We start from the raw sequence: 20694 nt of genomic DNA on the forward strand, positions 1-20694 counted from the left end.
AACTATGTTCGACAAACCGCAAAAATCATACACCGACCTGTTGGGTAAAACCAACCGAATTGTGGAAGGTACCACCATTGAAGGTAATATTAGTTCTCAGGCCGATTTTCGTTTGGACGGACACTTAGTCGGAAATTTCACCTCCACCGGACGTTTGGTTATTGGTCCGGCCGGAAGCGTTACCGGTGATGTCATCTGTAAAACGGCGGATATCGAAGGGAAGTTTAACGGAAAAATCGACGTTACCGACATTTTGAATATCCGTTCCAAAGCGTCCATAAAAGGAGAAGCCACGGTGGGAAAACTTTCTGTGGAACCCGGAGCCGATTTCAGCGCTTCCTGCGTAATGCGAAATACCATTAAAAACAGCAATTCTCATGGAGGATCCGAAGAAAAAAGCGCCTAACAGATGGCTGGCACTAATAAATATTCCCATACAAATGGGGGCCATTATTTTTATCTTTGCCTGGATAGGAACGTGGCTGGATGAAAACCATCCCAATCCAAAAATCTACTACAATAAGGTTTTAATTGTCGTGGGTGTTTTTTTAGCACTGTACAATGTCATCCGACAAGTAAACGAAATGAATAAAAATGAATAAAGAACGACTGCAAACTTTTTTAGCGGCATTTTCGATTGCCATAACGGCATATAGTGTCAACAAGGGCATTTCTTTGTTGCCGGAACTGCTCCAGTCGTATAATGATTTTCGTTATTCGCTGGAAAGCTTATACCTCGTTTTTTTTGCCTTTACCATCGTTATCCTTGCGATTCTTTTAAAAGTGAAAGATAAAAATCTTGACTATGTAGGCATGACTTTTTTATTAATCACTTCCGTGAAAATGGGGCTGTCTTTTTTTATAGGACGGGGCATAGTGTCGGGGACAAACCCAAACCTGGTTGAAAAAATAAATTTTTTTGTGATTTTTATTCTTTTTTTGGCAATAGAAACCGTCATAACCATACGATTATTAAATAAAGGAAACGGATTGGATAAACAAAACATAAATTCCACTAAAAAATATTTCTAATAGCCTTCCGATATTAATAAAATATTTACCTTTGCACCAAATTTAAGAATCCTTAAAATTAAGTTAGTAATAGTTATGGTGATTTCAAAAAAACCACTCCACTTTATAGTTGCAGCTTTAGTAGCACTTTTACCGTTGGTAAACTTTGCAAATCCAACAACGGATACCACTGCGGTTCATGTTGAGGCAGCTGCTGTTTCAGAAGGTCAGCATCACACGGAAGAAGCTCCGAAAGACTTGAAAACGGAAATTAAAGAGTTTATCAACCATCACTTAATGGATTCTTATGATTTTCATTTGTTTTCCTATAAAGATGATGCGGGTGCGGAACAACACATTGGTTTCCCGTTGCCGGTAATTTTAATTGATAACGGACTTCAGGTTTTCCTTTCTTCAGAATTTCATCACGGTGAGCATGCTGCAGAAAGCAACGGAAACTATTACCGATTACACCACGGAAAAATTTACAAGGTGGCCAATGCTGAAGAGCAGGTTGCCATGGATGAGCACCATCATGCGACAAATGCCAAACCATTGGACTTTTCAATCACCAAAAACGTCTTCATGATTTTTGTGGTTGGGTTAATCATGTTCTTCCTGTTTACCAATTTGGCGAAATCGTATGCCAAAAACGGCGGAATCGCTTCAGGTGCCGGTCGTATCTTCGAACCGATCATCCTTTATATCCGTGATGACATTGCTATTCCTAACATCGGAAAGAACTATAAAAAATACATGAGTTATTTATTGACCATCTTTTTCTTTATCTGGTTCCTGAATATTTTCGGATTGACGCCGCTGGGAATCAATGTTACAGGAAATATCGCTATAACCGCTTGTTTGGCTATCCTTACATATTTGATTACAACCTTTACGGCCAATAAAAATTACTGGGGGCATATTTTCTGGATGCCGGGCGTTCCGACACCAATGAAAATCATTTTGGCTCCAATTGAATTGTTGGGTACCATTATCAAACCCTTCTCTTTAATGATTCGTCTTTATGCCAATATGGTGGCGGGACACGTGGTATTGATGAGTATCATCGGATTGATGTTTATTTTCAAAAACTGGTTGGGAAGCAGCTTGTCTTTCTTCCTGGCTTTTGCTTTATCTTTGTTGGAAATTTTGGTAGCCGCTTTACAGGCTTATATTTTCACCATGTTATCTGCGCTTTATTTCGGTGCGGCCAATGAGGAACATCACCATGATGATCATCATTAATAAATTGAATGTTTAATTAAATATATATACATTATGCAAATTCCAACTATTGTAGGTGCTGGTTTAATCGTAATCGGAGCAGGTTTAGGTATCGGTAAAATTGGTGGTTCAGCAATGGACGCTATTGCTCGTCAGCCAGAAGCTTCAGGAAAAATCCAAACAGCCATGCTTATCGCAGCTGCACTTATTGAAGGTATTGGTTTCGCAGCGTTATTCGCAGCTTAATCAAAAAATGCAGACAACAGTTGTGACGGTTGGTTACAACTGTTGTTTTTAAAAAATTAAAAGTATTCTAAATTAGAATTTTTATATAATGGAAAAGTTACTAGAACAATTTTCGCTCGGTTTGTTTTTTTGGCAATTTTTGCTTTTCGTAGGATTAATTCTTTTACTTAAGAAATTTGCTTGGAAACCAATTCTTGATGCGGTTAACGAAAGAGAAGAAGGAATTAAGGAGGCGTTGCTTTCAGCTGAGAATGCTAAGAAAGAAATGATGAACCTTAAGGCAGATAACCAAAAGTTATTGGATCAGGCTCGTGCAGAAAGGGACACCATGATTAAGGAAGCGCGCGAAATCAAAGAAAAAATGATTGCTGATGCAAAATCGGAAGCTCAGGTTCAGGGAGCTAAAATGATTGAGCAGGCAAAAGCGTCTATCGAAAGCGAGAAAAACGCTGCTTTGGCTGAATTGAAAAGTCAGGTATCGGGTCTTTCTGTAGAGATTGCTGAAAAATTATTAAAAGCAGAACTTTCTAACAAAGAATCCCAATCGGCTTTGGTTGAGAAAATGTTAGGTGAAGTTAAATTAAATTAATCGTATATGTCAAGAGCAGCGATTAGATATGCAAAAGCAATTTTAGATATTGCCAACTCTAACGGGAAAGCAACCAACGTTAACGAAGACATGAAGTCTATCGTTACGGCTGTTGTGGAAAGTGCGGAGTTAAAGGAGTTTTTATCGAACCCAACAGTAAAGGGTGACGTAAAAGTGGCGGCATTATCAGAAGTATTTGCTTCTGTTCAAAACGAAACAAAAAGTTTGTTCCGATTGTTATTGGAAAACAAAAGATTTGAGATTTTACCTGCCGTAGCGTCTCAGTACAATCTGTTGTTTGACGAGTTAAACGGTGTGGAAGTGGCAAAAGTGACTACTGCTTTTCCCATCACTCCGGAATTGGAAGCAAAAGTATTGGCGAAAATCAAAGAATTTTCAAATAAGTCGGTTACAATTAATAATATTGTAGATGAGTCAATCATCGGAGGATTTATTTTAAGAATCGGCGACAAGCAGTACAACGCTTCTGTGGCAAACAGTTTGCAAACATTAAAAAGAGAACTTTTAAATTAGTATTTACCACACTGAAAGGTGTTTAAATTATAAATCATAATGGCAGAAATTAAAGCTGCTGAAATTTCAGCAATATTAAAGAAACAATTATCTGGTTTTGAATCAGGTGCTACTTTAGAAGAAGTGGGAACAGTTCTTCAGGTAGGAGACGGTATCGCTCGTGTTTACGGGTTGTCTAATGCACAATACGGTGAGTTAGTACAATTCGACAACGGGTTGGAAGCTATTGTATTGAATCTTGAGGAAGACAACGTAGGGGTGGTATTATTAGGGCCATCTACCGGAATCAGAGAAGGTTCAACAGTAAAAAGAACTCAGCGTATCGCTTCTTTAAAAGTTGGTGAGCAAATGGTTGGTCGTGTTGTGGATACATTGGGTAACCCAATCGACGGTAAAGGGCCAATCGGTGGTGACCTTTACGAAATGCCATTGGAAAGAAAAGCTCCTGGAGTTATCTTCCGTCAGCCGGTAACAGAACCATTACAAACGGGTATCAAATCGATTGATGCGATGATTCCTGTAGGTCGTGGACAACGTGAGTTGGTTATTGGTGACCGTCAGACTGGTAAAACTACAGTATGTATCGATACCATTTTGAATCAAAAAGAATTTTACGATGCTGGTAAACCAGTATTCTGTATCTATGTTGCCGTAGGACAAAAAGCGTCTACAGTAGCAGGTATTGCAAAAACATTAGAAGAAAAAGGCGCCATGGCGTATACGGTTATCGTAGCAGCTAACGCTTCTGACCCTGCTCCAATGCAGGTATATGCTCCATTCGCTGGTGCAGCTATCGGAGAGTACTTCCGTGATACCGGTCGTCCGGCTTTGATTATCTATGATGATTTATCAAAACAAGCGGTGGCGTATCGTGAGGTGTCTTTGTTGTTAAGAAGACCACCGGGACGTGAGGCATATCCTGGAGACGTATTCTACCTTCACTCTCGTTTATTAGAGCGTGCAGCGAAAGTAATTGCGGATGACAGTATCGCTAAAAACATGAATGACTTACCGGATTCGTTAAGACCAATTGTTAAAGGTGGTGGTTCGTTAACAGCGTTACCAATCATCGAAACACAAGCGGGTGACGTTTCTGCTTATATCCCAACCAACGTAATTTCGATTACAGACGGTCAGATCTTCCTGGATGGTGATTTATTCAACTCTGGGGTGCGTCCGGCAATTAACGTAGGTATTTCGGTATCGCGTGTTGGAGGTAATGCTCAAATCAAATCCATGAAAAAAGTATCAGGTACCTTGAAATTAGACCAGGCGCAATTCCGTGAATTGGAAGCGTTTGCTAAATTCGGTTCTGATTTGGATGCGGTTACTTTAAATGTAATCGAAAAAGGTAAACGTAACGTTGAAATCCTAAAACAAGCGGTAAATACTCCGTTTACAGTGGAAGAGCAGGTTGCGATTATCTATGCAGGAACGAAAAACTTACTAAGAAACGTTCCTGTAAACAAAGTAAAAGAATTTGAAAAAGATTTCTTGGAATATATGAACGCGAAACACAGAGATGTGTTGGACGCTTTAAAAGCCGGTAAATTCGACGATAATATCACGGATGTATTAGAGAAAGCGGCAAAAGAGATTTCTGCAAAATATTAATAATTAAGGGAATAGGAGTTAGTGGTTAGTAATTAGTCTAAATCACTAACTCCTGACTCCTAATTCCTAATTACTAGAATAACAATGGCAAACTTAAAGGAAATACGTAACAGGATTACTTCCGTTTCATCCACGATGCAGATTACGTCGGCGATGAAAATGGTATCTGCAGCAAAGCTGAAAAAAGCACAGGATGCGATTACAGCGATGCGCCCTTATGCCGAAAAACTAACCGAATTGATTCAGAACCTTAGTGCTTCTTTGGAAGGTGATTTCGCCGGACAATATACAGACCAACGCGAGGTAAAAAAAGTATTATTGGTTGTAGTGACATCAAACAGAGGTTTGTGTGGTGCTTTCAACGCAAACATACTGAAACAGGTTAGAAATCTTTCCGAAACCACTTATGCAGGAAAACAGGTAGGTGTTTTTGCTATCGGTAAAAAAGCACACGATGCTTTGGTTAAAACGAATTACGTGGTAGCCAACCGTAGCGATATTTTTGATGACTTAACATTTGATAACGCTGCACATATCGCAGAATCGTTAACCCATTTATTTGTGGCCGGCGAATACGATAAAATTGAATTGGTGTACAACCAGTTTAAAAATGCCGCTACGCAAATTGTAGTTACCGAGCAATTCTTACCTTTGGCACCAATTGAAAGTAAAGCGGTTACCACTTCCGATTATATCTTTGAACCTTCGAAAGAAGAAATCGTATTGACTTTAATTCCAAAGTCGTTGAAAACACAATTGTACAAAGCGGTAAGAGATTCTTTCGCAGCGGAACACGGTGCGCGTATGACAGCGATGCATAAGGCTACCGATAATGCTACCGAATTGAGAAATCAATTAAAATTAACGTACAATAAAGCCCGTCAGGCTGCCATTACCAATGAAATTCTTGAGATTGTGGGTGGTGCGGAAGCGTTGAACAATTAAGAATAATTTTTTTGAAATATATAAAAGGACCAACGCTAGTTGGTCCTTTTTTTATTAACTTTACATAAGATATTGATTGTTAGTGAATTACAAAAATAAAGTTTAACTTTTGTTTTTGCTGGCAAATGCGTTAGGATGCTTATTTAGAATATAAATAGCACCTTCATCCTTATGGTATTCAAGAATAATCCCCAGGTTTTTGTTATAATTCTTGATTTGGAGTAATTCACTTTAAAAGAAAGAAATGAAAGCAATTCTATTATTTATGACGATTCTGTTTTTTTTCCAAGGTTGCACAAAACAAGAAATCGAGCCGGGCAACAGGGAGGCCGAAAACGGTAAACTGCTGAACGAATTTCCGGTAACAATTAAAAGCGCCTACTTCGAAGGTTGGATTTCAGGTGTTCAGGGCGGTGGGTCCGGCATGGATTTTTTCATCGAATTGGGTGAACCCCTTCCAAAAGGAGTTTTTTTGAAAAATGTGCTTTTCAGAGATACTAAAGCAGCCGTTTTCCCCCTAACCGAATTGCTTTTTGTGGCAAGACTTTCTGGCGAAATCAATTCCGGAGAGGGTATTCCAATGGATTATGACACCTTTCGGGTTGTTGCTAATGCAATTCCTTCCACGTCTCCCATTAAAGACGATCAGGCCCTATTGGAGTATGTTAACAATGGGGAAGTATTTTGGCATCTGATTCCAAATGTTAAAGAACAGGAACCGGATTTTTATCCGGAGTGAAGGAAGTGTTTTGTCTTATAATCCCTTTTTCAAGGGTACACATTATTTGTTTAAATGATACAACAGGAAACTGAAATATTCCGATTGTGATTCGATGCGTCCGTCGTAGGTCTGCCCCCTTCCGTTGTGCCCTGCTTTTTTAAGGACATTAATGTAAACCGGATTTTTCTGAGTTGCCCTGTTTTGAAGTTTTGCCGCGAATTTATACGATTGGAACGGAGTCACCCTGTCATCATTTTCACCCGCGAGTATGAGTGTTGTCGGATAATTTACATCTTCCTTAATGTTGTGATAAGGGGAATAGGTTAGTAATGCCTCGTATTCGGGCTTGTTATCCGGATTTCCGAATTCGTCCAAATGGTACTGTCCCGTAGTGAATAAGTTATACTTGGCCATATCAAAAACACCTGCAACAGGAATTGCCACTTTAAACAAATCCGGTCGTTGGGTCATGGCCACACCAACAACGAGTCCGCCGTGAGAGCCTCCGGAAATACCCAGTTTATTGGGCGATGTGTACTTTTCCCGGATCAGAAATTCTGCCGCATCGATAAAATCATTAAACCCGTTTATTTTCTTAATTCCTTTTCCATCCTTGTGCCAGTTGATCCCTTTTTCACCGCCTCCGCGAATTTCCGCAAAAGCATAGATTCCCCCTTTTCCCAAAAAATAGAGCAGCCCGGATTCAAAATCAGGCGAACTGATATTTCCAAAACCTCCATAAGCTTCGAGCAGTGTCGGGTTATTGCTGTCTAAAGGAATTCCTTTTTTATATACGATAGAAATGGGCACGTCTTTTCCGTCCCTGCTTTTAAAAGTAAGCGATTTTGTCTCAAAATAATTTAACGGAAAAATGGTGGGCTTGGGTTTTATGAAATCATTATAAAACGGATTGGCTTCTCCCGTAAGCAAATTGATGGTGTAATTCTGGTTCGGAAGTGTTCGCGAAAAAAAAGAAACGTACAGGTTTTTGGTTTCCGGATCATAAAATTTGAATCGGAAATCAACTCCGCCTGGAACCTCAATTCGCTTCAAAAAAGCGCCTGAATTTTCATAAACAATCAGGTAATTCTTTCCTAGCGTTTTGTATTTGCATACGATGTAATCGTCAAGAAAATAATGACCAACCAACAAATGGTTGTAAATCTGAGGGATAACAACGGTTTCGTCTTTGGGGTTGTTAATGTCCATAGACCGTATTTCACCCCAATCGTATTTCCCGGAAGAAAAATAGACCCTGTTGTTGCGGTAACTGATGAATTCGAAATTCTGGCTTTTGTCTTCGATAAATTTTTCAAGTTTAAACGGGAACACTTTCAAAGAAGCGGAATAGTATTTTTTTAAAGTCTCTTCTTTATTCTTTTCCACAACGAAAAGCCGTCCCCGTGAAGTGAAAAAGGAAAACGTTGTTTCGCTTTTCGAGGTGTCAAAAACCAAAACGTCTTTATCCTGACTTTCTCCCATTTTGTGATAATACAACTGATAGGTGGAATCCTTGGCAAAGACTTCCGTATTGCTGTTTTTTTTGTAAAATACGCCATCATCCTCATTCCATTCCACATTGGAATATTTTATGTTTTTAAGAATGTCCAACGGATTGGTGCCGGTAGTAAGGTTGTAGAAACGCACCTCATTTTTGTCGCTGCCGTTAATGTTGAATTTGGTAGCCAGATATTTGGAGTTTTTGGAAGGATAATAGCCATTTATGAAAACAGTAGGATCGTTGTATATTTTATAGGAATTGACAATCTCTGTCGGAAAGTCATTGAGGGACTTTCTGTACGTCAGATAAGCAGGGGTCGTATTGTCTTTACGGTACATTTTATAAAAGTACTTCCCTTTCTTATCCGGTAAGGTCGCGGCCGTTAATCGGTCGTATTCCCTGATCTTGACGGCAATCGATTTTGCCAGATTGATTTCTTCCAGGTGTGCTTTTGTGTTTTTATTCTGAGTGTCAACCCAATTTACCACATCTTCTGATTTTGTGTTTTCCAGCCAGGCATAATCATCAATTAGCGTAATGCCGTGTTTGGTAAATGGGGACGGATTTTTTTTGGTTGTCATCGTACTTTGTGAAAAAACGAAAACAGTAAAAAGCAGACAATAAAAAACAGTAATTTTTTTCATTTTAAGGGGGAACTGAAATATCACAACAAATATAGATTATTGATTTTTACAATTTTATTAAAATGGCTACATTTAGGGCTAAAATACTAAAAGTGGAAATCAAAGAACTTACGACAGTCACCGAAATGACAGATCAATTGGAACTCATCCAACAGTTGTATCCTAAAATGACGTTGGAAAAATACCGTTCATTCTTAAACGAAATGATTCCACACAAGTACACACAGGTAGCTGTTTTTGAAAATGAAAAATGCATTGGCATTACCGGTTGCTGGTTTTCAACAAAATTATGGAGCGGAAAATATCTTGAAATCGACAATTTTGTGGTTCATGAGGCACATCGTTCACAGGGCATCGGTAAAATGCTCACCGATTTTATAGAACAGAAAGCTTTACAATTGGGCTGTACCAATATTGTTCTGGATGCATTTACAACAAATTTTGCCGCCCATCGTTTTTATTACAATCAGGGATATGGCCCAAAGGGTTTCCACTTTGTGAAAATTCTAGACGAAAACGGACTCACCTAAAAATCAAACTATGAAACACTTGTTTTTATTAATAACGGTTCTTTTTTTTGTTTCCTGTGAATCGCAAAAAAAAGCCACCGAAAGGATGACGGAATCTCTTGTGGAAACGTATTTCGAAGGTTGGGTATCCGGAGTGCGTGGCGGAGGCGCAGGAATCAATTTTCATGTGATTTTCAGAACACCGCTTGCTGCTGAAATCCAACTCGAGAAAGTCGTTTTTAAGGGAAAAGAAGCTGTTTTTACATCCGAAGACGGCTTGCATTATACAGCCTATATCATTACTAAAAAAGGAGGAGGGCCTGTAATTGAAGGCGAAGAAGAAATCAACGAACCTTTGCCGGAAAGTAACAAAGCCGTTTTATACTTTAAGGTCAAGGGGAAATCGGAAATTTACACGGTGGAAGATGTCAAAGAAAAAGAAATGCTGGCCTATCCTTCTATGAACAAACCAAGATAATGGTTACTTTTGTCAGTCAGTAGTCAAAATAATATACATTGAGTTTATACAAAAATCTTTTCAAGCAAACCTTCATTTACGGAATCGCCACGGTGCTTCCGCGAATGTTGAGTTTCCTGCTTGTCCGTTTATATACCGATTTAATGCCCACAAGCGAATATGGTGAAGTGACCATAGTGCTGTCCTGGATGGTGTTTTTCAATGTGATTTTGTCTTACGGAATGGAAACCGCTTTTTTCAGGTTTTATTCGAAAGAGGAAAATAAAAAAAGTGTCATTGAAACCGCCACAATTTCCATTTTTTGGACCTCAATATCGTTTCTGTCCATCGCTTTATTGTTTCGAAATACCCTTGCCGATTGGGCCGGCGTGGAAATTCAATATGTAACCTATGCGATTTGGATTTTGGTTTTTGATGCCCTGACGATTATCCCTTTTTCAAAGTTACGCGCCCTGCAAAAGCCCATGAAATATGCCGTAATCAAAATCGGAAATGTGGTTTTGAATTTAGGACTCAACATTTTTTTCTTATTGATTTTACCAAAATTAGCCCAATCCAATCCGGAATCGTTTTGGAACACCATTTACATGCAGGATTTTCAGGTGGGCTATATTTTCATTGCCAATTTAATTGCCAGTTTGGTAACCTTACTGGTTTTTCTTCCGGATTATCTTTTCCTGAAATGGCAGTTCAGCATTCCGCTTTGGAAAAACATGATGCACTATGGCTGGCCCATTCTGTTTGCAGGTTTGGCTTTCGGGATTAACGAACATTTCGACAAGATTCTATTGGAAAAATTACTGCCGCCAAACATTGCATTATCCGAAGTCGGAGCCTATTCCGCCTGTTATAAACTGGGATTGTTCATGGTCTTGTTCCGAACGGCCTATACGCTTGGTATCGAACCTTTTTTCTTCAGTCATGCCGGAAACGAAAACGCCCCGCAAACCTACGCCACGGTAACCAAATATTTCGTGATTTTCGGTTCACTGATCTTGTTGTGTGTAGTGGTTTTTGCCGATGTGCTGAAAGTGATTCTGATTGGAAATCCCGAATACTGGGAGGCGATGAAAGTCGTTCCGTTAATTATTTTAGCCAATTTCTTTTTGGGCATTTACACGAATCTTTCGGTATGGTACAAGCTGATTGACAAGACTAAAATCGGCGCCTATATCTCGATTTTCGGTGCTATTATAACGCTGTTGCTGAATTTTTTACTGATTCCGAAATTCAGTTACATGGGCTCGGCCATTGCTACTTTGGCCGCCTATGGTTCCATGATGGCGATATCCTATTATTTGGGAAACAAACAGTATCCGATTCCGTATGACAAGAAGCGTATTTTCGGATATTTGGCAGTTTCCACCCTTTTGGCCGGACTTTCGTTCTACGTCCCGATGTTCCGCGAAAGCTATGTTTTCGGAATTGCCGCCATATTACTTTTCACCTATTTTATTTATCACAACGAAAAGGAAACTTTACTGCGCATTATCAAACGCAAAGTGGTTTAATTTTTTTACTTTTAGACTTTCATTATTTTAATTATTTCCAAAAATGACAATCAAAATCATTAATAAATCCCAACATCCGTTACCCAACTATGAAACCCATGCTTCTGCGGGAATGGATTTGAGAGCAAACATAACCGACCCAATCACGTTACATCCTTTGGAAAGAGCGTTGGTAAAGACCGGACTTTTTATCGAATTGCCAATTGGTTACGAAGCGCAGGTGCGTCCGAGAAGCGGACTGGCATTCAAAAAAGGCATTACGGTTTTGAATTCCCCCGGAACGGTGGATGCGGATTATCGCGGTGAAATCGGAGTGATTTTGGTAAATTTATCCAACGAACCTTTTGTAATCGAAAACGGCGAACGTATCGCACAATTAATCATCGCAAAACACGAACGTGCCGAATGGCAGGAAACCGTTGAGCTTACCGAAACATCACGCGGAGATGGCGGATTCGGAAGTACGGGAGTAAAGTAAGTCGGCAGTCGCAGCATTCAGGTGACAGTTTAGACGAACATAAAATAAATATAAAATACTGCTTTGCGCACTTTGCGAAAACTTAGCGAGCTTTGCGGTTTAAATAAAGATAACACATGAAAATTATAGTACCAATGGCCGGACGTGGTTCGCGTCTTCGTCCACACACTTTAACAATACCAAAACCCTTAATTCCTATTGCAGGAAAACCCATCGTACACCGTTTGGTGGAAGACATTGCCAGTGTAATCAATCAGGAAATTGATGAAATCGCTTTCATCATACACGAAAGTTTCGGGAAACAGGTGGAGACCGATTTGATAGCGATTGCCGAAAAATTAGGCTCCAAAGGAACGATTTATTATCAGAATGAAGCTTTAGGAACGGCCCATGCCATCATGTGTGCCAAAGAAAGTATGAGCGGGCCCATTGTGGTGGCGTATGCCGATACGCTTTTCCGCGCCGATTTTACGTTGGACACTTCGGCAGACAGCGTAATCTGGGTAAAACAGGTGGAAGACCCGAGCGCTTTTGGCGTAGTGCAGTTAAACGAGAACAATCAGATTGTGGATTTTGTGGAAAAACCGAAGGAGTTTGTGTCGGATTTGGCCATCATCGGAATTTATTATTTCAAAAGCGGTGAAACTTTACGTGCCGAATTGCAATATTTATTGGATAATAATGTTGTTAAAGGAGGCGAATACCAATTGACCGACGGTTTGGAAAACATGAAACAGAAAGGACTGAAATTCGTTCCGGGCAAGGTAGACGAATGGATGGACTGCGGAAATAAAGACGTAACGGTCGACACCAATTCCAGAATGCTGAATTTCCTTCACAAGGACGGTTCGAATTTGGTTTCGGATACCGTACGCATCGAAAATTCAACCATTATTCCACCTTGTTTTATTGGGGAAGATGTGGTTTTAATCAACACCATAGTCGGTCCGAACGTATCTTTAGGCCATGCGACCCATGTTACGAATTCGAAAATCAAAAACAGTTTGGTACAGACGCACGCGCACATAAAAAATGCCAATCTTGACAATGCAATGATTGGTAACCACGCCACGTTCGACGGCAATTTTAAAAGTATCAGTATCGGAGATTACTCCGTTTTAGAATAGTTTATGAGAGAAAACGTTTGGATGAAAAGAGCACTTGTTCTGGGAATTTTGCTATTCTCGGCGGTTTCTTTTGCCCAAACCGAACCGGACTCCATCGCCTTGGCAAAGAACGAATTTGAAGATCACTTTTTTGAAGCGCTGAAGCAAAAGGGCATTGAAAATTACGACAAGGCCATAGTTGAGATTGAAAAATGCCTCGTCTCACAGCCTAATAATCCGGTATTGCATCATGAATTGGGAAAAAATTTCCTGGCGTTAAAAAAGTACCCCGAAGCCCAACGTGCTTTTCAGAAAGCGGTCGACCTGAACCCGAAAGAGCGTTGGTACTGGAACGGATTGTATGATGTTTTTTATGAAACGAAGGATTACCAACAATCGATTACGGTAGTACAAAAACTCATCGGGTTTGATAAAAATTTTCAGGACGACTTGGTTTCGTTGTACATGTACACCCGACAGTTCGATAAGGCATTGGCATTGATTGAGGAAATGGAGCGCACTTCCAACATCTCACAAATGATGGAAACCTACAAACTCCAGATCCTGAGTGAAAGTCAGTCGCGAAAACCGCAAAAAGAACAATTGGAGGCGGCTATCGTAAAGTACCCGCAGGTCGAGGAAAACTACATTCAGCTGATTTATTTGTATTCCGAAAGCAATCAGGAGGAAAAAGCGCTGGAAGTGGCCAAGAAATTAGAACAGAACATTCCGAATTCGGATTGGGCTCAGGTAAGTCTGTTTAAATTCCATCTGAATAACGGCAACGGGGAGAAAGCGGCCCAGGCCATGCACATCGCGTTGAACAGCTCTAAAATTGAACCAAAAATCAAACACCGTATTTTAAACGAGTTTTTAATTTTTGTAAACAACACCAATGCTTTCGACAAAGAACTCGACAAAGCGGTTGATTATTTTGGTTACGATACTTCGGTAAATGTAGCGAAAGAAATCGGGATATTTTTTCGCAATAAGAAAAAAACCGACAAAGCGATTCACTTTTTCGAAAAGAGCTTGTTGAAACAAAAAGACGACATACTCGTTATAGAGTTATTATTGGAAGCCTATGCCGACAACAATCAGTTTGACAAGGTAAGCCGGAAAGCAGAGGGTTTTCTGGAATTGTATCCTACCCATGCCCGATTGTATTTTTATGCCGGTTTAGCCCAAAATCAATTAAAAAATTATAAAAAAGCGATTGCCCTTTTAAATTCAGGAATGGATTTTGTAGTGGATGATATTGATTTGGAAATTAATTTCAATATCCAATTGGGGGAAGCCTACAACGGATTAGGAGATCAAACCAAGAAATACACCCATTTCAATAAGGCGGAGCAATTGTTAAAACAAAAAAAATAATGCAAAAGTGGCTTGCGGTCTTCGGACTTATATTTCTGGTTTCCTGTAAACCAAAACAGTTGGTGGCGGAAAAGGGCGCGGCTGAAAATGTGGCGGTGTCCAAAATCATATCCGGACATTATGCTAACAGTAAGAATTTTGAAACGGTGCACATTAAAGCCAATGCGCGTTATGAAGACGACAAGCAAACGCAAAATGTAACCGCGGAAATTCGTATTAAAAAAGACGAGAAAATACTGGTAATCGTTCGCTTTTTCGGAATCACTATGGCCAAAGCCATGATTACACCGGAGAAAGTGAGCTATTACGAAAAGATAAACGGTAAGTATTTCGAAGGAAATTATTCGTTGTTAAGCAATTGGCTGGGGACGGATCTTGATTATCAGAAAGTACAGAATCTGTTCCTCGGACTTGCTTTGGATGATCTGACCAAGGGAAAATATGAGGAGTCTGTGGAAAATAACCTGCACAAACTGAAAAGCAAAAATAACGGCGCGATCGAAAAAGAGTTTCTCTTTGAAGGCGCTAATTTCCTGCTGAAAAAAGAAATTCTTACACAAAAAAAAGAAGATCGCACGCTGGAAATCAATTATCTTTCGCACAAAGAATCGCCAAAAGGGATTATGCCGTTTGATATTTTCATTCAGGCATTTCAAAAAGAAAAAGTATCTATTCAAATCGGTTACAATTCGGTAGCTTTCGACGAAGGATTATCTTTTTCTTATGATGTGCCGGAAGGCTACGAACAAATTTTTATTGATTAAATTTGCCAAAATTAATTACGATGCATAAAGTACTGCTCTCCATATTTTTCTTTTGTTTAGCTACGGTTGCCTGGTCGCAACCTAATGAGGACAAGCAGCGTAAACTCGAAGAGCGAAAATCACAACTCCAGAAAGAAATTCAGGAAGTGCAATCGCGTCTTCAGGAAGAAAAGAAAAAAGAGAAAAACATTTTAGGTCAGATTGCCCAACAGAATCGAAAAATTCAATTGAGTCAAAAACTGATTAATACTACGGCCAGACAAAAACGCTTGCTGTCGGATGACATATACCTGAAACAATTGGAAATCAACAAGCTTAACCGCGAACTGAAGGACCTGAAAACAGACTATTCCAATATGATTGTCAAATCGTACAAAAGCCGTTCGGAACAAAGCCGCTACATGTTTATACTTTCGTCGCAAAATTTCCTTCAAGCCTATAAGCGTATGCAGTACATGAAACAGTATGCCAGTTTTAGAAAAATGCAGGGCGATGAAATCAAGGTAAAATCAAATCAGCTTTCACAGGCCACTACCGTTTTGGAAGAGAAGAAAAAGGCAAAAGAAAAAGTATTGGCAGAAAGCGAGAAAGAAAAAAGAGAATATGAGAAGGACAAAGCAGAACAACAGCGTTTAGCCAAAATCGTTCAGAAAGACAAGAAAAAATACGCTGCCGAAATCAAGAAAATGCAGGCAGAGACAAGAAAAATCGACAAACAAATCCAGAAAATGATTCGTGAGGCGATTGCAGCGGCCAATAAAAAAGCCAATGCTTCCGGAAAAACGATTGTCAAATCGACCTCCGGTGCGGCCGATCCAGCCAAGTTCGTGTTAACCACCGAAGGAAAAGAATTAGCCGACAATTTCAAAGCCAGTCGCGGAAGGTTGCCTTGGCCGGTTGTTAAGGGCTACGTTTCCTTAGGCTACGGCGATCAGCCCCATCCTGCCTATCCGGATTTGACCGTGCATAACAGCGGAGTGGAGATTACCACCGAAAGCGGTTCCAATGCCCGAGCGGTTTTTGCTGGTGAAGTGTTACAGGTGCAGGTGATTAACGCTAACAATAAAGCAGTGTACATCCAGCACGGGGATTACATTACGGTGTATCTTAACTTGTCGAGTGTGTCCGTCGGGAAAGGGGATAAGGTTTCTGCGAAACAGAATATCGGTAGAATCCACACCAATTCGACCGGAAAATCAGTCATGAAATTCTTGGTGTTGCAAAACACCACTACGCTGAATCCGCAGAGTTGGATCAGTAATATGTAACAACAAAAAAGCTGTCAAATATTTTGACAGCTTTTTTAATCCTACAAACTGCTATCTGCAGCCTGTTATCTGTTTTTATTCTCCGGCAAACAAGGCTTTCAATTCGGTAGCATCGGCAGGTTTCATTTTTCCGGCCAGAATCAGACTCAGCTGTTTTCTTCGCAACGCCGCTTCAAAACGTTTTTTATCTTCATCGGTTTGCGGTACCACCGGTGGAACGGGAACGGGATTTCCTGTATCGTCTACCGCCACAAAGGTGTATATCGCCTGTCCGGCACTGTTTTTTATTCCGGATTCGCGGTCTTCTGTCCAAACATCGATTACGATTTCCATCGAACTCGTAAACGTTCTGGAAACTTTAGCTTCAATGGTTACCACGGCTCCTAAAGGAATCGCACGGTTAAAAGCCACATGGTTCACCGAAGCCGTCACACAAATTCTTCGGGAATGTCTTCTAGCCGTAATACTCGCCGCACGGTCAATACGCGCCAGCAATTCACCGCCAAAAAGATTGTTCAGCGGATTGGTTTCGCCCGGTAAAACCAAATCGGTTAACACGGTCAGGGAATCTAAAGGGAATTTCTCTTGCATCGGTTGTGTGTTTTTGCAAAGTTAGCAATAAAAACATAAAAAAATCCTCAGAAACTGAGGATTTGATAATTTTATAGCTCTTTAATCAGTAGCCAGGCTTCTTTGTTGTGTGATTTATGAATTTCCTTCATTTTGGTTTGCGCTTCCGTATAGCTTGTAAAACTGCCGTACAAAACCGGAAACAAACCAAACTGGTTCTGCTCCAAACGGATAGGCTCGAAACCCAACGCTTTCAATTCGTTGAAAATTTTATCCGCATTGGTTTCGTTTCGGAAAGAACCCGCTACAATGTGATACGGTTTTTTTGCATTTTCCGCCACATTCAAAGTAACCGCCGGTAACGGATTTTCAATAAAGAAGGTCGCTTCCTGAATTTTGCTTTGTACTTTTTCCTGTACCGCTTTTTCCACCATCAGATTGTCATTGGCAAACTGTTGGTCGTATTGGTATTTGTAGGCTGCTCCTCCAGCGCCAAGGGTCATCACGATAGCGGCAGCATATTTAAGGAACGAGTAATTTTTCTTTCTTTCCGGAGTGAAAACAATCGGTGCTTTTTCTTCCAACGCTTCCACTTGTGCTTTTAAAACCTCACGCTGCACCGCAGGGGAAACCACCGCGCTCAATCCGAAAGCATCGGCCAGATAATTTACCGAAGCAACCGGTTCAAAAACCCAGTTCCATTCCGAATTCATCGAAATTTCACCAATGTTTTTCAACACCAGTAGTTCTCTTCGCTGCAATTGCTCCGTCCAAACCGCAACCTGATTTTGCACCGCAAGCACCGCATCGTCATAGGAAATTTTTTCCTGCAACGAAACGTGATTCGCCAACAGACCGTCATTGTTTTTCAAATGCGGGTTGAACGAAACCACCTTTTTGGGCGGGTAAAACGTATTGGTGCTCCCGTTGAGTTGCGCCGACTGGATTTCAGTAAGAAACGCGCCGAAACCGGGAACAGTAACACACTGGTAACGATAGAGTAAAGCCGAGATGTAGTTTTCAATCTTCATACCTACAAATTTAATTATTCAACAGCCACAACCAAAAATTATCAACAAATTTTATTAACAATCGGAGTTTTTGAGGTAAGGAATTGGAAGCGAATGGCTTGGGTGTTTTTGCGGTCCGTTTTCCTGCTTTCTCTCCAATCTGTTAGTGTGAGCTTGCGCGGCAAGCTCACACTAACAGGATTTCCGTTCTATCAGGGCTAGGGAGGAATCCTTTTTATTTTCTGTAGTCTTTTTATTTCAAAATTAAGAAAAATTGATTTACTTTGAACTTTATTTATACGCCATGACAACATCCGATTTATATTACACGCTTGCGCTTTTAAAAGTGGAAGGAGTAGGCGACATCGTTGCCAAAAAACTCATTCATCATTGTGGTTCTGCTGAAAATGTTTTCTCCGCTAAAAAAAAGCAGCTCTTTGCCATAGATGGCGTAGGGGAAATGCTCTTTAGAAATCTTCAGGACGCTTCCGTATTCGACTTAGCAAAATCGGAATTGGATTTCATCGAAAAGGAAAACATTGACTTTTCGTTTTACCAGGACGAAAACTATCCCGAACGCCTCAAGCATTGCATCGACGGTCCGGTGGTTTTGTTTCAGTCGGGTGCGATTGATTTACAGCATCGTAAACTGATTAGTATTGTGGGTACGCGTCAAGTCACCAGTTATGGCTCCGATTTTTGCCGCAAGTTAATTGAAGATTTGGCACCATTAAACCCGGTCATTGTTAGCGGATTTGCGTATGGTGTGGACATTCTTGCCCATCAGGCAGCAATTGATTGCGGTCTGCAAACCATTGGTGTTCTCGCGCACGGACTCAATCAGATCTATCCCAAAATACATAAAAGATACATTGCGAAGATGGAACAAAACGGCGGCTTTCTAACCGAATTTTGGAGTTCCTCCAGTCCGGAACGGGAGAATTTCATTAAACGCAATCGCATCGTTGCCGGCATGACGGAAGCCACTATCGTAATTGAAAGTGCCGAAAAAGGCGGTTCGTTAATTACCGCTAACATCGCCAACGATTATAATCGCGACGTGTTTGCGGTTCCAGGTAGGAGTTCCGACAAATACAGTCAGGGCTGCAACAATCTGATCAAAACACAACGGGCCAATTTACTCTCTTCCGCTGCGGATATTGTGTACATACTCAATTGGGAATTGGAAGAAAAAAATCCAAAACCCATTCAAAAGCAGTTGTTTGTTTCACTGGATCAGGAAGAACAGAAAATTTACGACTTCCTGCAAAAGAACGGGAAGGAATTGCTCGATAGCATTGCACTCGAATGCGAATTTCCGATTTTCAAAATTTCGTCCCTGCTTTTAAACATGGAATTGAAAGGCTTGATTCGTCCTTTGCCCGGAAAGTTGTTTGAAGCGATATGAAAAGAGAAAAACAAAACCGCAGATTCACAGATTTTATTCATAATCAGCGAATCTGCGGTTGTGAAAAATTTAAAGTTGTTGTAATTGTGATTTTGAGTCCTTAAATTATTTATTCAAATCCCAATTTTTCTCTGACTCTTGCCAAAACACCATCCGCCACTTTGTGCGCTTTTTCGGCTCCGATTTTCAGCAGACGGTCCACTTCTTCAAGATGACTCATATAGTGATTGTATTTTTCCCTTTCCGTTTGGAATTTTTCTACAATCAATTCGAATAAGGCCTGTTTTGCATGCCCGTACCCGTAATTGCCACCAAGGTAATTGTTGCGCATGATTTCAATTTGTTCCGGCGAAGCCAACAAACGGTATAAGGCAAAAGCATTGCAGGTGTCCGGATTTTTGGGAGCTTCCAAGGACGTACTGTCGGTTTCAATCGACATGATTTGCTTGCGTAAGGTTTTATCGTCTAAAAAGATATTGATGAAATTGTTACGGGACTTGCTCATTTTTTCGCCATCGGTTCCGGGAATGATCATGCTGTCTTCCTGAATTTTTGCTTCCGGTAAGACAAACGTTTCCCCCATCTGATGGTTAAAACGCGAAGCCACATCTCGGGTAATTTCCAAATGCTGCAGCTGGTCTTTTCCTACAGGTACTATATTGGCATCATACAGTAAAATGTCGGCCGCCATTAGCATCGGATACGAAAACAATCCGGCATTCACATCGTCCAGACGATCGGCCTTGTCCTTGAAAGAATGCGCCAATGTTAAACGCTGAAACGGGAAGAAACAGCTCAAATACCAAGACAATTCCGCGGTTTGCGGCACATCACTTTGGCGGTAGAAGACAACTTTGTTAATATCCAAACCGCAGGCAAGCCAAGTGGCCGCAACACTATAGGTGTTTTCTCGCAATGTGTTTCCGTTCTTAATTTGTGTTACCGAATGCAAATCGGCAATGAAAAGAAACGATTCGTTTTCGGGTTGGTTTGCCATTTCGATGGCCGGTAAAATTGCACCCAAAAGATTTCCTAAGTGTGGCGTTCCTGTACTTTGAACCCCAGTTAATATTTTTGCCATTATGAAAATAATTTACGCAAAGGTAAAGGTTTTACGAAAATGTAAGCGTTGAATTGTTATTTTTGGTACAATGAAATCGCAACCAACAACAGGTTTGCACAAGCA

23 protein-coding genes are annotated in these 20694 nt (G+C 40.5%); 19 read left to right on the forward strand and 4 right to left on the reverse strand.

The genetic code is table 11. From position 1 onward, the window contains the following. Positions 1–4: 4 nt before the first annotated feature. The 10 genes from BLQ05_RS11365 (at position 5) to BLQ05_RS11410 (ending at position 6902) form a co-directional block, all read left to right on the forward strand. Entirely contained in the window at positions 5–406 is a 402-nt protein-coding gene (locus tag BLQ05_RS11365; protein WP_023576190.1) for a bactofilin family protein, read from the forward strand. Continuing rightward, positions 378–602: an AtpZ/AtpI family protein gene (locus BLQ05_RS11370; RefSeq protein ID WP_035654379.1), complete on the forward strand. Its 225-nt coding sequence runs from the start codon at positions 378–380 to the stop codon at positions 600–602. Before BLQ05_RS11365 ends, BLQ05_RS11370 begins: the two co-directional genes overlap by 29 nt. After that, a complete protein-coding gene (locus BLQ05_RS11375; RefSeq protein WP_023576189.1) occupies positions 595–1032 on the forward strand; it encodes a hypothetical protein in 438 nt (145 codons plus the stop codon). Before BLQ05_RS11370 ends, BLQ05_RS11375 begins: the two co-directional genes overlap by 8 nt. A 75-nt stretch (positions 1033–1107) precedes the next feature. Further along, a complete protein-coding gene (atpB, locus tag BLQ05_RS11380) occupies positions 1108–2256 on the forward strand; it encodes a F0F1 ATP synthase subunit A (RefSeq protein ID WP_023576188.1) in 1149 nt (382 codons plus the stop codon). Between the two features lie 33 nt (positions 2257–2289). Next, positions 2290–2481 (forward strand): ATP synthase F0 subunit C, encoded by a 192-nt coding sequence (gene atpE / locus BLQ05_RS11385; RefSeq protein WP_008255642.1) that lies wholly within the window; start codon positions 2290–2292, stop codon positions 2479–2481. 88 nt (positions 2482–2569) lie between these two features. After that, on the forward strand, positions 2570–3070 hold the full coding sequence (locus BLQ05_RS11390) for a F0F1 ATP synthase subunit B (protein ID WP_023576187.1): 501 nt from the start codon (positions 2570–2572) through the stop codon (positions 3068–3070). Between the two features lie 6 nt (positions 3071–3076). Further along, a complete protein-coding gene (gene atpH, locus BLQ05_RS11395) occupies positions 3077–3604 on the forward strand; it encodes an ATP synthase F1 subunit delta (protein WP_023576186.1) in 528 nt (175 codons plus the stop codon). 39 nt (positions 3605–3643) lie between these two features. Continuing rightward, the gene (gene atpA, locus BLQ05_RS11400; RefSeq protein ID WP_023576185.1) at positions 3644–5218 is read left to right on the forward strand and encodes a F0F1 ATP synthase subunit alpha; all 1575 of its coding nucleotides are present in this window, start codon (positions 3644–3646) and stop codon (positions 5216–5218) included. An 84-nt stretch (positions 5219–5302) separates the two neighbouring features. After that, entirely contained in the window at positions 5303–6163 is an 861-nt protein-coding gene (atpG, locus tag BLQ05_RS11405; protein ID WP_035654376.1) for an ATP synthase F1 subunit gamma, read from the forward strand. Between the two features lie 244 nt (positions 6164–6407). Continuing rightward, entirely contained in the window at positions 6408–6902 is a 495-nt protein-coding gene (locus BLQ05_RS11410; protein WP_023576183.1) for a hypothetical protein, read from the forward strand. A 42-nt stretch (positions 6903–6944) separates the two neighbouring features. On the opposite strand, the gene BLQ05_RS11415 is transcribed toward BLQ05_RS11410, so the two are convergent. Continuing rightward, positions 6945–9029 carry a prolyl oligopeptidase family serine peptidase gene (locus BLQ05_RS11415; protein WP_023576182.1) on the reverse strand — a complete coding sequence of 695 codons (2085 nt, stop codon included), beginning with the start codon at positions 9027–9029 and terminating at the stop codon, positions 6945–6947. A 62-nt stretch (positions 9030–9091) separates the two neighbouring features. Here BLQ05_RS11415 and BLQ05_RS11420 point away from each other — a divergent pair, with 62 nt between their 5' ends. The 8 genes from BLQ05_RS11420 (at position 9092) to BLQ05_RS11455 (ending at position 16520) form a co-directional block, all read left to right on the forward strand. Beyond that, positions 9092–9559, forward strand: a complete 468-nt coding sequence (locus BLQ05_RS11420) for a GNAT family N-acetyltransferase (protein WP_023576181.1) — start codon at positions 9092–9094, stop codon at positions 9557–9559. Between the two features lie 85 nt (positions 9560–9644). After that, positions 9645–10016: a hypothetical protein gene (locus BLQ05_RS11425; RefSeq protein ID WP_143000948.1), complete on the forward strand. Its 372-nt coding sequence runs from the start codon at positions 9645–9647 to the stop codon at positions 10014–10016. Positions 10017–10054: 38 nt separating this feature from the next. After that, positions 10055–11527, forward strand: a complete 1473-nt coding sequence (locus tag BLQ05_RS11430) for a lipopolysaccharide biosynthesis protein (protein WP_023576179.1) — start codon at positions 10055–10057, stop codon at positions 11525–11527. A 43-nt stretch (positions 11528–11570) separates the two neighbouring features. Then, the gene (gene dut / locus BLQ05_RS11435) at positions 11571–12005 is read left to right on the forward strand and encodes a dUTP diphosphatase (protein ID WP_023576178.1); all 435 of its coding nucleotides are present in this window, start codon (positions 11571–11573) and stop codon (positions 12003–12005) included. 116 nt (positions 12006–12121) lie between these two features. After that, a complete protein-coding gene (locus BLQ05_RS11440; RefSeq protein WP_035654374.1) occupies positions 12122–13132 on the forward strand; it encodes a sugar nucleotidyltransferase in 1011 nt (336 codons plus the stop codon). Positions 13133–13153: 21 nt separating this feature from the next. Continuing rightward, positions 13154–14488: a tetratricopeptide repeat protein gene (locus tag BLQ05_RS11445; protein ID WP_035654372.1), complete on the forward strand. Its 1335-nt coding sequence runs from the start codon at positions 13154–13156 to the stop codon at positions 14486–14488. Beyond that, positions 14488–15252, forward strand: a complete 765-nt coding sequence (gene lolB1 / locus BLQ05_RS11450) for a lipoprotein insertase outer membrane protein LolB1 (RefSeq protein WP_035654370.1) — start codon at positions 14488–14490, stop codon at positions 15250–15252. The genes BLQ05_RS11445 and lolB1 overlap by 1 nt, the downstream gene beginning before the upstream one ends. Positions 15253–15272: 20 nt before the next feature. Next, positions 15273–16520 carry a murein hydrolase activator EnvC family protein gene (locus BLQ05_RS11455; RefSeq protein ID WP_023576175.1) on the forward strand — a complete coding sequence of 416 codons (1248 nt, stop codon included), beginning with the start codon at positions 15273–15275 and terminating at the stop codon, positions 16518–16520. A 75-nt stretch (positions 16521–16595) separates the two neighbouring features. On the opposite strand, the gene BLQ05_RS11460 is transcribed toward BLQ05_RS11455, so the two are convergent. Further along, a complete protein-coding gene (locus BLQ05_RS11460) occupies positions 16596–17111 on the reverse strand; it encodes an acyl-CoA thioesterase (protein ID WP_023576174.1) in 516 nt (171 codons plus the stop codon). A 71-nt stretch (positions 17112–17182) separates the two neighbouring features. Next, positions 17183–18121 (reverse strand): HU domain-containing protein, encoded by a 939-nt coding sequence (locus BLQ05_RS11465; protein WP_023576173.1) that lies wholly within the window; start codon positions 18119–18121, stop codon positions 17183–17185. 283 nt (positions 18122–18404) lie between these two features. On the opposite strand from BLQ05_RS11465, the gene dprA reads away from it, so the two are divergent. Next, complete coding sequence (dprA, locus tag BLQ05_RS11470) at positions 18405–19508, forward strand: DNA-processing protein DprA (RefSeq protein ID WP_035654368.1); 1104 nt, start codon at positions 18405–18407, stop codon at positions 19506–19508. A 109-nt stretch (positions 19509–19617) separates the two neighbouring features. Here dprA and trpS read toward each other — a convergent pair whose 3' ends face one another. Beyond that, positions 19618–20589: a tryptophan--tRNA ligase gene (trpS, locus tag BLQ05_RS11475; protein ID WP_023576171.1), complete on the reverse strand. Its 972-nt coding sequence runs from the start codon at positions 20587–20589 to the stop codon at positions 19618–19620. Between the last annotated feature and the right edge of the window lie 105 nt (positions 20590–20694).

Source organism: Flavobacterium saliperosum, from assembly GCF_900100625.1.
In the GTDB taxonomy this organism is placed as follows: domain Bacteria; phylum Bacteroidota; class Bacteroidia; order Flavobacteriales; family Flavobacteriaceae; genus Flavobacterium; species Flavobacterium saliperosum.